The organism is Actinomyces bouchesdurhonensis (assembly GCF_963540955.1).
Lineage (GTDB): Bacteria > Actinomycetota > Actinomycetes > Actinomycetales > Actinomycetaceae > Pauljensenia > Pauljensenia bouchesdurhonensis.
Map to the genome: position 1 here is coordinate 1 of NZ_CAUTSL010000014.1, position 12,543 is coordinate 12,543.

Below are 12,543 nucleotides of genomic sequence, written 5' to 3' on the forward strand. Positions count from 1 at the left end.
CCGACCGAATCACCCCCTACCTCTAACCCCCATACACAGAAAAATTGACAGGCTCACGAGCGGCAGCGCACGACCCCCGCCCGGCGAGCTTTCCACGAATGTCGCATGCAATTCCCCCAACACCGCGCCACGCCACGCAACCATATCGTTGGAATTGCAACGTTTGTAGATACTGTTGAAAGTTCACCCAATCGAATTGCATGCGAAACTGCTCCAAGCGCGCGCGAGCTGCCTGCGTTCCTCGCCGCGCACGTGGACCCGCTCATTCGCGCGTGGGCCCTCTAATCCGCGTGGGGGGTCTGATGGCATGCGCGGCGGCGCCGCCCAGGCGCATATCTAGGGGTTGGCGTGCGTGTCATGGGGTTAACGCGCATTGTCGGCGGTTCGCGTGCGAGCGACGCACCAGCTCAGGCGCCGTTGCGCCCACAACGCAGACCACCTTGCCCGCAACACCCCCGTTGTCGGCGTTTGTTATCGAGGTGGTTTGCGACGTGGGCGGCGCTGCCCCGAGGCGTGACATCGCCGACAGTATACTGTGGGACTTGCGCTGCACGTGGACCCGTGCGTGACTTGCCTGCCGGTGACATCGCCATCAAACGGGGGGAATTGCATCATTAGGGGCGCGACACGCCGGCGACACGCCGAGGGGGTGCTTCTAATGCTGCAAAACCCCCACCATTTCCCCTTGTGTCATGCTCCCTCATTGGTGCAGGACTGCCCGGCGGGCGCCACACCGCCCCGAGGCGTGACCTCGCCGACAGTAAACTGTGGGACTTGCGCTGCACGGGGACCCGTGTGTGACTTGTCTGCCGGTGGCATCGCCATCAAACGGGGGGAATTGCACCATTAGGGGCGCGACACGCCGGCGACACGCCGAGGGGAGGCTTCTAATGGTGCAAAACCCCCACCATTACCCCTGGTGTCACGCTCCCTCACCGGTGCAGGACTGCCCGGCGGGCGCCGATAAACGCCGGTGGGGAGTCGCCGACGGGGCCCTGCTGCACGGGCGCGAGTAGGGCGGGGCGCGTGTAGGGTGGGGCGCCGATAAACACCGGTGGGGAGTCGCCGGCAATGACAAGGGGACGACAGGCGGCCAGCTCCCAGACGAGGCTTGTTGCCGATGAGGCGTTACACCCGATCGGGAAGATTCAACCCCAACTGATCACGTGCAATCCTCCCGATGGGATGGCTCCCATCGGCGGCGCGAGCGCGCTAGCACAATGACGGACGACGCAAGCGCACGTCACGGCCAACCCCATCGGCGGCGCGCCAGCGCCAGCGCCGCCGACACCTCCCCCGCCGACACCTCCCCCGCCGACACCTCGCCGCCGACGCCAGGGGCCGAGCCGCGACCAACACGTTTTGTCCTTTAACTTAAACAATCGCTCGCCTGCTCGCGTCATGTCTTGCTGTGCCGTCGGATGAGGGTTCTGGAAGGTGGTAGTGTGAGTCACAATGACGGATACCAGTCATGCTCAACGAGGAGTTTGAGATGCTCTCAACCGACACCGTTTCCCTCAGCCCAAACCCGCTTGTGCAGGCCCTCAGAAAGCCAGCGAAGGAGCTGACGAAGGCCGACATCATCGGATACATCGAAGACAACCACATCCCGATGCTGAACCTTCGCTACGTCGGGGGAGACGGTCGGCTCAAAACCCTGAACTTCGCGATCCAATCCAAAGCACACCTCGATCGGGTCCTCACGCTCGGCGAGCGCGTCGACGGGTCATCTCTCTTCACCTTCGTTGAGGCCACCTCCTCCGACCTCTACGTCGTCCCTCGTCTATCGACCGCCTTCCTCAATCCCTTCTCATCAATCCCGACCCTGGAGTTCCTCTGCAACTTCTACGATGTGAGCGGCGCCCCCCTGGCCTCGGCGCCACAGGAAATCCTCCGAAAAGCCCAACGTTCCCTCCAGGCGGAAACAGGCTGCATACTCGAGGCACTCGGCGAACTGGAATACTACCTCTTCTCCCCGCAGGACCCCCTCTTCCGTGTCGAACCCCAGCGCGGCTACCACGAATCCGGGCCATTCTCGAAGTGGGAGAACGTGCGTACACAGGCCCTTTCACACCTGGTGAGCATGGGTTGCGCCGTCAAATACGCGCACTCCGAGGTCGGCAACTTCGTGTCAGATGGACGCCAGATGATTCAGCAGGAGATCGAATTCCTGCCCGTTGATGTGTGCGAGGCAGCCGATCAAATGGTTCTGGCCAAGTGGGTCCTGCGCGAGGTCGCGCACTCCTACGGCATCGAAGTGTCATTCTCCCCCAAGATCGCCGTCGGACAGGCCGGCTCCGGCATGCACTTCCACACGCGACTCGTCAAAGACGGCGTCAACCAGTTCTCCACCGGCGCAGGGCTCACTGAGGACGCACTGAAGGTTATCGGCGGGTATCTCACGCACGCTGCATCGCTGACCGCCTTCGGCAACACCGTTCCCACCTCGTTCCTGCGACTCGTGCTCCACCAGGAGGCGCCGACGTCAATCTGCTGGGGTGACCGCAACCGCTCAGTCCTGGTACGCGTCCCACTCGGGTGGCAAAACGTCGATGACTCGATGTTTCGCGACGCGAACCCGAACGAGCCACCCATCCGTGGCCTGCCCAACGACTCGCAGACGATCGAACTGCGCAGCCCAGACGGATCGGCAGCCGTTCATCTCCTGCTCGCGGGCGTCACCGTTGCAGCAAGGCTCGGACTCACGCAGCCAGGCATGGCGGACTACGCGCGTTGCCGCAAGGTAGACGGTGATGCCTCGCAGACCCCCGGCCTCGACCAACTCCCCTCCTCCTGCTTCGAAGCCGCCGGGCGTCTCCTGGCCCAGCGCGAAGACTACGAGGCGTTGGGCGTCTTTCCCGCGGGCCTTATCGACTCGTGGGCATCGCGCCTGGTCGAGCTGGGTGACGTGCACTTGCGCGACGACCTGGCCGACTCGCGCGTGTCAGTCGTGGAACTCGTCGACCGCTATTTCCACATCGGGTAGCGTGCGGGCACTTCACTCGGCAGTGGGGGGCGCGAAAGACCGGCGGGCCGAGGCCTCGTCCTCCGGGGCGCGTGGCACGCCCGCGAGCGCAGAACCCTCAGGTGCGGACCGGGCGCAGGCATAGGGGGACGAGGCCGTCCGCGCATCCAGTGCTGCCTCACGCTGGGCGGCGCGCAGGAACGCGTCTCGCTCGAATTGCGCGTCGGCGCTTGCTTGACGCGACCGACCGACCCAACGCGCAATTGCGCCAATGAAAGCGAGGACAACAACGCCACCGGTTATTGCCACGATCAGTGCCAATGATGAGAGTAAGCCACCTCCGCGTGATTCCTGGGGAGCGACGGGGAGCGCTGCAGCCGGGGATGGCGAGGAGGCAACATCCACAGCGCTGGGATCGACCGTGCCTGTAGCGTTCACGTCCTCGTTCACATTGAGCCACGTCACTGTGCTTGCGTCGGTTTTCGTGGATGCGCCCGCGGATGTGATGGCCCCCCCGGCGGAGGCCTCGACGATCGTGGAGGCATGCGCGACCAGAGTCACCGAATCGATGGTGGCAACAGCTTCAGGGGTGGAAAAGCCCTCCAGCAGGGACGCCGACACGGAATGGAAATGGAAGACACCGCCGTCGTCGATCGTAACGACCTCGACGCCGGCATCTTCCAGCTCCCACGTGAAATGACAGCCCGTGACACCGTCCACATCCGTCAGTGTCGCGGAGGAGGCCTGTGCGCCCGCTCCCATTGACTGGCACTGCTGCGCAACGAGGGGCACAGCGGTCGATAGTGTTACCTCGTGGGTCGCGAACTCGCCGGGCGTGATGTCATACACCTCCACCAGGTGAATCGGCGTCGGCTGGTCTGCGACAGCGGGCGTAGCCCCAAAGCTCAGTGTCAGTGCCCCAGCCGCACTTAACAATCCGCGGAACCTCACTGGGTCTCTTCCTCGGCTCGCAGGCGCGGAACCGACGTATTCGCTGGTTTGACTCCTACCTTGCCCGCGTAAAACGCGCGGATCACGTCCATGTCGGCTCGCACGTCTCCCGTCAGGCGATACGTCGGCCCCCACCCGAAGGTGTGTGTGGTGCGGTCGATGAAACCGAACTGAATCGGTACCTCCGCCTCCATGGCGATGCGGTAGAAGCCCGATTTCCAGAACTCGCGCGGTGAACGGGTGCCCTTCGGTGTGATGCACAATGTGAACGTGTCGGCTTCACGAATGCGGGTCGCCACCTGCTCCACCAGACCGTGAGCTGCGCTACGCTCCACGGGGACCGCGCCGATCTTTTTTACGAACCAGCCGAGAACCGGGGCTTTGACGACCGAGTCCTTGACCAGGAACGAAAAGCTGCGACCGCTCTTCCACATGGACACGGCCATGAATACGCCGTCCCAGTTCGACGTGTGCGGGGCGCCGATGACGATGACCTTCTCGGGCAACGGCTCGGTCGTGAGCTTCCAGCGCGACATTGTCAAGTAGGCGGAAGCGAGAACGCGGGTGAGAGCCATGGTGGCCTTTCTGTTGTAGCTGCGCTCAATCCTACCTGCGCTGCTTCAGTCGAGCGTCTCCACGGCTAGGCTCTGTGTCATGATGTGAGGATGGCCTGGCCACAGTGTGAGCGCCCGTTCGCGCACGGCGGCGGTTTCGACGCACACGAAATACTGCCACTCGTCCGTGCCGACATCGCTCATGGTGGCGGCTGGCTGTGCCCAAGGGTTCCACACGATAGTGGAGCCGGAGCCGTTCTTATCGACGATGATGCGTCGGTCCAGCTTAGGGTCGGTGACGCGGACCTGCTGTGTTGTCGTATAGACGCGGTCCGTTGGCCCCACGAGGTTTAAGTCTCCGCGCTGGGTGGCGTAGCGAGCGCGGACTTTGTCGAAGTAGCGGGCGCCATCTAGGCCCTCAATGGTCACGTCCTTGATGTCGCCGACATGAAGGTAGGTGTGCATCGCTGCCTCGATTGCGAAGGGGTGATCATCGTCGTTCGTCAGGCTCAGGCTCATGTGCAGCTCGGAACCGGCGCTCACGTCCAGGCGTGCGCACAAGGAGTGGGGGTAGAGCGCTGACGTTTCACCCGTGTGGTGTAGTTCAAAAGAGAACGAGGCTGGGGTAGTGTCTGCGGGATGGGTGGCGGATAGGAGGGTCCACGTCGAGGTGCGGGCGAAGCCGTGGGGGCCTGCCCCCGCTCCCGGTCGCGCCGGAGAATCTTCTGGTCCGCCAAACCAGGGTAGGCACAGTGGGACTCCGCCACGAATTGCCCGCGTGCCGTCCATGACGGCGCGGGAGGACAGCCACAGGACATCGGTGTCCCCGGTGGGACGCCACGACAGAAGGTGTGCGCCGAAGGGTGAGATGCGTGTCGAACAGGATGGGATGGATGCGGAGAGTGTGGCGATGTCTGTCATGGTTATCAGTTGAGTGTATGGGTGGTTTCTCGGCAAATAGACCGAATGGTTCGTGTGAGTGGATAGATGACGTGGTGGATGTCGCAGGGTGGCGTGCGCGTTGGCTCTCCGTATGCCGATATTCTGGAGAGGTATGTGCGTGGAATCGGTCAGTTGATCGATTTTGAATGGGGCTTCTGTGCTCCATTACACGCAATAATAGGTGTCCACATTTGAGGAGTCCAGATATGTCCACGCGTCCCGACCTGCGAAACGTCGCGATCGTCGCACACGTCGATCACGGGAAGACCACGCTGGTTGACGCAATGCTCTGGCAGTCAGGAGCGTTCTCTGAACGCGACACGGTTGAAAAGACCGGTGAACGTGTCATGGACTCCGGAGATCTCGAGCGAGAAAAGGGAATCACGATTCTCGCTAAGAACACCGCCGTCCACTATCGCGGCCCCGCCGCGCAGGCCCTCGGCCTGGCTGGAGGCGTCACCATCAACGTGATCGACACCCCCGGACACGCTGACTTTGGCGGGGAGGTCGAGCGCGGCCTGTCCATGGTCGATGGCGTGGTCCTCATGGTCGACGCCTCCGAAGGTCCGCTGCCGCAGACCCGCTTCGTGCTGCGTAAGGCCCTCCAGGCACACCTGCCCGTCATCGTTGTCGTCAACAAGGTTGATCGTCCCGACTCTCGTATCGACGAGGTTGTCTCTGAGACGACCGACCTGCTGCTCTCGCTCGGCGAGGACCTCATGAACGAAGGCGTCGACATTGATGTGGACTCCCTCATGGACGTCCCCGTCATCTACGCCTCCGCTAAGGCCGGCAAGTGCTCCCTGGAAAACCCGGGCGACGGCCAGCTGCCCACCGAGAACCTCGAACCGCTCTTTGAGACGATCCTGAGTCGTATCCCCGGCCCCAGCTACGACGAGGACATGCCGCTGCAAGCGCATGTCACCAACCTGGATGCTTCGCCCTTCCTGGGGCGGCTCGCGCTGCTGCGCATCCACAACGGCACCCTGAAGAAGGGCGCCGATGTGGGCCTGGCCCGCCACGACGGAACCATCCAGCGCGTCCACATCTCCGAGCTGCTGGCCACCGAAGGCCTCGAGCGCGTGTCCACCGACTCTGCGGGTCCCGGCGACATCGTTGCCGTCGCCGGCATCGAGGACATCATGATCGGAGAGTCCCTCGTCGATCTCGAGGATCCGCGCCCCCTCCCGCTTATCACGGTCGATGATCCGGCCATCTCGATGACGATTGGCATCAACACCTCGCCGATGGCCGGTCGCGTCAAGGGCGCCAAAGTCACGGCGCGTCAGGTCAAGGACCGTCTGGACCGCGAACTCATCGGCAACGTGTCGCTGAAGGTCCTGCCCACCGAGCGCCCCGACGCTTGGGAGGTCCAGGGTCGAGGCGAACTCGCCCTGGCGATCCTGGTAGAGCAGATGCGCCGCGAGGGCTTCGAACTCACCGTCGGCAAGCCCCAGGTCGTCACGAAGGAAATCGACGGGGTCCTCAGCGAACCCATGGAACGCATGACGATCGACATCCCCGAAGAATACCTGGGTGCCGTCACGCAGCTCATGGCTGCCCGCAAGGGCCGCATGGAGACCATGGCAAACCACGGCTCCGGTTGGATTCGCCTCGAGTTCGTCGTCCCCGCCCGCGGCCTCATCGGCTTCCGCACGCGCTTCCTCACCGAAACGCGCGGCACCGGCATCGCCTCGTCCATCTCCGAGGGCTACGCCCCCTGGCAGGGCACCATCGAGCAGCGCCTCACCGGCTCGCTCGTCGCCGACCGCGCCGGCCAGGCCACCCCCTACGCGATGACGAACCTGCAGGAGCGAGGCTCCTTCATCGTCGAACCCTCCTCGGAGGTCTACGAGGGCCAGGTCGTGGGCGAAAACCCGCGCGGCGAGGACATGGACGTGAACATCTGCCGCGAGAAGAAGCAGACGAACACGCGCAGCGCGACCGCCGACGTGTACGAGTCGCTGACCCCCTCGCGCAAGCTGACCCTCGAGGAATCCCTCGAGTTCGCGGCCAACGACGAGTGCGTCGAGGTCACGCCCGAGGCCGTGCGCGTGCGCAAGGTCGTCCTGGACGCCCAGGAGCGCTTCAAGATCGCCGCCCGCGAGCGTCGCGCCAATAATCGCTGACCCTCGACCCTTCCACGCCCGCTACAGGGCCGGCGGGGGAGGCACACGCTTACCCGTCACCATCGTGGCGGCATCCACCCGAACTGGCCCCCGCCTCGTCGCAACCGTGACGTGCGTGGGGGCCACCTCCAGAGCCTCGCCCAGGGCGTCGTGCAGGCCGTCTGACAGGCGGTAACGGATGACGATTCTCTGACCGACCTCGAAGCGCATCCACGGCAGATCTGGAATTGTGCGAGGCGCGCGTGCGGAAATTTGCTCTCGCGCGCCGCCACCTGCGCTCTGATCGTTTGGCGCCATAGCGCCATTTTCCGGGGAATTGAAAACGGAGGGTGACTCGGGGCTACTCATACGTGAATAATAGAATCAACGAGTCTTTAGAACTGACCAGGAGGAACGTCTCATGACCTACGTCATCGCGCAGCCCTGCGTGGACGTCAAGGATCGCGCGTGCGTGGACGAATGCCCCGTCGATTGCATTTACGAGGGGGAGCGCACGCTCTACATTCACCCCGAGGAGTGCGTGGACTGCGGCGCGTGCGAACCCGTGTGCCCCACCGAGGCCATCTTCTACGAAGACGACCTGCCCGATGAGTGGTCGGACTACCTGCGCGCCAACGCCGATTTCTTCAACGAACTGGGCAGCCCCGGCGGCGCCCAGAAGACGGGCGTCCAGGACTACGACGATTCGATGATCGCAGCGCTGCCGCCTCAGAATGAGGAATGGAAAGCCGAAAACATGTGACAGTCGATAGGGTAGAGGTATGACTGAAAGCCTGCCCCGCCCTCTTGACCTGCCAGAATTCCCCTGGGATCAGCTTGCGCCCGCCAAAGCGCGTGCAGCAGCGCATCCCGGGGGAATCTGTGATCTGAGCGTCGGAACCCCCGTCGATGACACCCCCGACTTCATCCGTGAAGCCCTCTCCGAGGCCTCCAACGCGCACGGCTACCCGACGGTTATCGGCACAACCGAGGTGCGTGAGGCAATCTTGGCCTGGGGCGCGCGCCGCGGCATGGTGGACGTCGGCCCAGGTGGCGTGATCCCCACGATCGGCTCCAAGGAAGCTGTCGCGTGGATCCCCTTCCTGCTCGGCGTGCGACCGGGCGAGAAGGTCCTGGTCCCCGAGGTCGCCTACCCGACCTACGACATTGGCGCTCGCCTGGCCGGAGCCACTCCCATCCCCGTCGATCCGACAAACCCCGATTCCTGGCCCGAGGCCGCCCTCGTCTACTTGAACTCGCCCGGCAACCCTGACGGCCACGTCATGAGCAAGGACCAGCTGCGCGCTGCCGTCGCGTGGGCGCGCTCCCACGGCGCCGTCATCGTCTCCGACGAGTGCTACGCAGCCCTGCCCTGGACCGAACCATACGTGAGCGAGGGGGTCCCCTCCCTGCTCGATGCGCAGGTGTGCGACGGCGACGCGAGCGGTCTCATTGTCTTGTACTCCCTGTCCAAACAGTCCAACCTCGCCGGCTACCGCGCTGCCCTCCTCTACGGAGACCCCGCCCTGGTCGCGCCCATCGTGACCGTGCGCAAGCACTCCGGCCTCATGGTCCCCGCACCCGTCCAACACGCGATGAGCGTCGCCCTGGCTGACACGGAGCATGTGAAGACCCAGCGCGCCCTCTACGGTGCGCGTCGCGCACTTCTCCTGGACGCACTGACCGACGCGGGCCTCAACGTCGACCCCAACAGCGCTGCCGGCCTCTACCTGTGGGTCGCCGACCCCGCTCACCCCACCGACTCCTGGGCCCTCGTGGACCGTCTGGCCCAGCTCGGTATCCTCGTCGCCCCCGGAGACTTCTACGGCACAGCCGCCCGCGGGCGCGTCCGCGTGGCCCTGACCGCCTCCGACGAACGTATAGCAGCAGCAGCCGAGCGCATCCGCGAGGCCTGGGCGCACTGACCCCGCACCGACACAACGAGGCCGGGACCACATGGCGCGCCCCGGCCTCGTTCCCTGTGCGGACGTCAGTTCGACGCGTGCAGAGCGTCGTTGAGTTCGATGCCCACCACGCCCGCGCGGGCGATCGCCTCGATGCGGCCCGTCTGGGAGTTGCGGCGGAAGAGGATATTCGACGCCCCCGACAGCTCGCGCGCCGCGATCGTACGCGGTTCGGCCTCGCCGGCAGAATCGATGAGCGTCACCTTCGCGCCGGCGGTCACGTACAGGCCCGCCTCGACGACACAGTCGTCGCCCAGCGCGATACCCAGGCCCGAGTTCGCGCCCAGCAGGCAGCGTTCGCCCAGGCGCACGCGCTGCTTGCCGCCGCCCGACAGGGTGCCCATCGTGGACGCGCCGCCGCCCACGTCCGAGCCGTCGCCGATGACGACGCCCTGCGAGACGCGGCCCTCGACCATCGAGCGGCCCAGCGTGCCCGCGTTGAAGTTCACGAAGCCCGCATGCATGACGGTCGTTCCCTCGGACAGGTAGGCGCCCAGGCGCACGCGCGTACCGTCGGCAATGCGTACACCCTGTGGCAACACGTAGTTGACCATCGGGGGGAACTTGTCGACGCCCTGCACGGTCACGGGGCGGCCATCGCGGGCGCGCAAGCGCAGGCGCGTAGCTTCGAAATCGGCGACGGCACACGGGCCGGCGTCCGTCCACACGACGTTGGGCAGCACTGCGAAAATGCCGTCCAGGTTGATCGTGTTGGGCGCCACCAGGCGGTGGGAAAGCAGGTGCAGGCGCAGGTAGGCGTCTTCGGTCGAAGCGGGGGCCTCCGTCAGGTCAACCGTCGTGGTTACGACGACCGTGCGCACGCGGCGCGCTTCGTCCACGCGCTCCAGGAGCGCCAGCGAGGTCACGAGCTCGTCGTCAGTTCCCGCATCGCCCAGATGCGGGGCAGGGTACCACGTGTCGAGAGTCGTTCCGTCCAGGGTGATCGTTGCGAGGCCGATGCCCCATGCAGTGCTGTTGTCCATGCCCCTACAGTACGGGGCGTGCGCGCGTCGTTTCGGGGTGAAACTCAGCGGCGCGGTGTATCCCACAGGTTGGGCCAAAACACTCCGAGTTCGCATGCCATCGAGCGCAGCAGAGGCAGAGAGATACCGACGACCGAGTGATAGTCACCCGTCACCCCGTCAATGAATGGGCCGCCCAGGCCGTCCACTGTAAAAGACCCCGCCACGTGCAGCGGTTCGCCCGTCGCCACGTAAGCGTCAATCTCATCATCTGAGATGTCTCCGAAGTGAACCAGGGTTGAGGCAGCGCGCGTGATCTGTGCGGTGACCTCTCGCTTCGGGCACTGCGTTGACGAGGCCGGGGCCAGAAGGGCGAGCGAGTGGCCCGTCCACAGGGTGGCGGTTGTGCGGCGCATGGCCCTGATGCGCTCGCGGGCCACCTCGGGCGTGTGGGGCTTGCCGAGCATGTGGCCGTTGATTTCGAGCATCGAGTCGGCGCCAACAACGAGGAGGGTATTTTCTGTGGGGAGTTCTGTATCGCCGCGAATGAGTGCCTCGCAGACGTTCGTGCACTTGGCGGCGGCGAGTGCGCCGACTTCGTCTGCGGGTGTTGTTCTCCCCCCTGTAAAGGCGCGTCCGCCGGGCAGCGCTGAGAGGACGGCGTCCTCGTCGACGGTGGACACGATGACGATCGGCGTGATGCCCGCCGCGATCAGGGTGGCTCGGCGGGCTGGTGACGCGGAGGCGAGAACGAGACGCATGGGATCATTGTGAACCATGGTCGCGCCTAGGTGCAGCGAAGCTGAAATTTGGTGCAAAAAATCGGATTGTCGCAGGTAAACGTGCAAATCGCTGGTGCAAAAGACAGTAGCCTACTACAATTGCCGGTGTGTGAGGTCATATTTTGATGTGACCTTAGAAAGTGATCTACTGTACTGTTTATTCGCTGATGTGGTGTTGAGTCAGCCTGACGAGGAGGGAAACGCGATGGATGAGCGTGGTGCATCGTCCCATGCAGCTCCCGATGACCTCACTGCAACCAGCTACGTTCCTCGGCTGCTCGGTGGTCATCTCACATACTCTGCCCGTGACCTCTCAGAGGCGACGGGCACTCCGATCGACCGTGTCGTGCAGTTCTGGATCGCCCTGGGCTTCCAGGCGCCCGATCCTGATGAACCGGTATTCTCCCAGCGTGACCTTGACGTGTTTGGCAAGTGGCATGACCTGGTCGAATCCGGCGCCATCGACACGGACACCTCTCGCTCGCTCCTGCGCGCGAACTCACACCTGGCTGACCGGCTGGCGCTATGGCAGTACGAGGCCCTGGTCGAGGATTCCTCGCGGCGCCTCATGCTGGACGATACGACGGCTCGGATGTACGTCCTCGATCATATGCGCGAGTACATTGATGTCTTCCAGGAGATGTTCGTCTACTCCTGGCGTCGCCAGCTCGAGGCGACGCTGTCACGCTTCGATCGTGAGGTCTCTCAGCGCGGACACGAGGAACGCCACAGCCGTTTCCCACTCAACCGGTGCCTCGGCTTCGTGGACATGGTGTCTTACACGTCGTCCTCCACGATTCTTGGAGACGCCCTCGTCGGGCTCATTGAGCGCTTCGAGGAACAGAGTCGTACCGCCGTCATCGAAGAGGGGGGCCGCGTCGTCAAAATGATCGGCGACGCCGTCCTGTACATTGCGGATGATTTGCCCACGGGCCTTCGGGTGGCAACCGCGCTCATTGAGCGACTCAACGCCGACGATGAAATGTTGCCGGTGCGTGCGTCTTTCGTGCGCGGAGACGTGTTCTCTCGCTCCGGTGACGTGTTTGGGCCGACCGTCAATCTTGCGTCTCGCCTCGTGGACATTGCTCCGGTTGGGAAGATCCTCACCGACCCTTCTACCGCCGCCGCAATTGCAGCGGGCAAGGGCGGCGAGGGCTACGGACTCGAAGAGTTCCCCACCGCGGACTTGCGCGGTTTTGGTCCGGTATCGCCCTACTTGCTGTCGACCACTGTCGCCTGAGAGGCCGCTATTATGCCCGTCGGGTGGCCTGCGACCGCCTGCCGCGATGGGTCAAGAAAGGTGAAAGTTTTGGTT

Annotated in this window: 11 protein-coding genes; 5 read left to right on the top strand and 6 right to left on the bottom strand. The window is 64.2% G+C overall.

The annotated features are described in order from the left end of the window. Window positions 1-1,492: 1,492 nt before the first annotated feature. Window positions 1,493-2,986, top strand: a complete 1,494-nt coding sequence (locus tag RYL44_RS03750; RefSeq protein WP_314975150.1) for a glutamine synthetase family protein — start codon at window positions 1,493-1,495, stop codon at window positions 2,984-2,986. A 12-nt stretch (window positions 2,987-2,998) separates the two neighbouring features. Here RYL44_RS03750 and RYL44_RS03755 read toward each other — a convergent pair whose 3' ends face one another. From RYL44_RS03755 to RYL44_RS03765, 3 genes are read right to left on the bottom strand one after another with little or no spacing between them, the layout of a single operon-like run. After that, the gene (locus RYL44_RS03755; RefSeq protein WP_314975133.1) at window positions 2,999-3,916 is read right to left on the bottom strand and encodes a hypothetical protein; all 918 of its coding nucleotides are present in this window, start codon (window positions 3,914-3,916) and stop codon (window positions 2,999-3,001) included. Next, window positions 3,913-4,491 carry a 1-acyl-sn-glycerol-3-phosphate acyltransferase gene (locus RYL44_RS03760; protein ID WP_314975134.1) on the bottom strand — a complete coding sequence of 193 codons (579 nt, stop codon included), beginning with the start codon at window positions 4,489-4,491 and terminating at the stop codon, window positions 3,913-3,915. The genes RYL44_RS03755 and RYL44_RS03760 overlap by 4 nt, the downstream gene beginning before the upstream one ends. Window positions 4,492-4,536: 45 nt before the next feature. Then, window positions 4,537-5,391, bottom strand: coding sequence for a D-hexose-6-phosphate mutarotase (locus RYL44_RS03765; RefSeq protein ID WP_314975135.1), 855 nt, complete (start codon window positions 5,389-5,391; stop codon window positions 4,537-4,539). A gap of 227 nt (window positions 5,392-5,618) precedes the next feature. Between RYL44_RS03765 and typA the strand changes: the two genes are divergently transcribed. Continuing rightward, window positions 5,619-7,541 (top strand): translational GTPase TypA, encoded by a 1,923-nt coding sequence (typA, locus tag RYL44_RS03770; RefSeq protein WP_314975136.1) that lies wholly within the window; start codon window positions 5,619-5,621, stop codon window positions 7,539-7,541. A gap of 21 nt (window positions 7,542-7,562) precedes the next feature. On the opposite strand, the gene RYL44_RS03775 is transcribed toward typA, so the two are convergent. Then, entirely contained in the window at window positions 7,563-7,838 is a 276-nt protein-coding gene (locus RYL44_RS03775) for a putative acetyltransferase (protein ID WP_234968610.1), read from the bottom strand. Between the two features lie 103 nt (window positions 7,839-7,941). Between RYL44_RS03775 and fdxA the strand changes: the two genes are divergently transcribed. Then, the gene (fdxA, locus tag RYL44_RS03780; protein ID WP_073982510.1) at window positions 7,942-8,283 is read left to right on the top strand and encodes a ferredoxin; all 342 of its coding nucleotides are present in this window, start codon (window positions 7,942-7,944) and stop codon (window positions 8,281-8,283) included. A gap of 19 nt (window positions 8,284-8,302) precedes the next feature. Continuing rightward, window positions 8,303-9,445, top strand: a complete 1,143-nt coding sequence (gene dapC / locus RYL44_RS03785) for a succinyldiaminopimelate transaminase (RefSeq protein WP_314975137.1) — start codon at window positions 8,303-8,305, stop codon at window positions 9,443-9,445. A 65-nt stretch (window positions 9,446-9,510) separates the two neighbouring features. Here dapC and dapD read toward each other — a convergent pair whose 3' ends face one another. Next, window positions 9,511-10,467: a 2,3,4,5-tetrahydropyridine-2,6-dicarboxylate N-succinyltransferase gene (dapD, locus tag RYL44_RS03790; RefSeq protein ID WP_314769723.1), complete on the bottom strand. Its 957-nt coding sequence runs from the start codon at window positions 10,465-10,467 to the stop codon at window positions 9,511-9,513. A 44-nt stretch (window positions 10,468-10,511) separates the two neighbouring features. Further along, complete coding sequence (locus tag RYL44_RS03795) at window positions 10,512-11,207, bottom strand: Maf family protein (protein ID WP_314975138.1); 696 nt, start codon at window positions 11,205-11,207, stop codon at window positions 10,512-10,514. Between the two features lie 226 nt (window positions 11,208-11,433). Here RYL44_RS03795 and RYL44_RS03800 point away from each other — a divergent pair, with 226 nt between their 5' ends. Beyond that, complete coding sequence (locus RYL44_RS03800) at window positions 11,434-12,468, top strand: adenylate/guanylate cyclase domain-containing protein (protein ID WP_276738769.1); 1,035 nt, start codon at window positions 11,434-11,436, stop codon at window positions 12,466-12,468. Window positions 12,469-12,543: the final 75 nt, after the last annotated feature.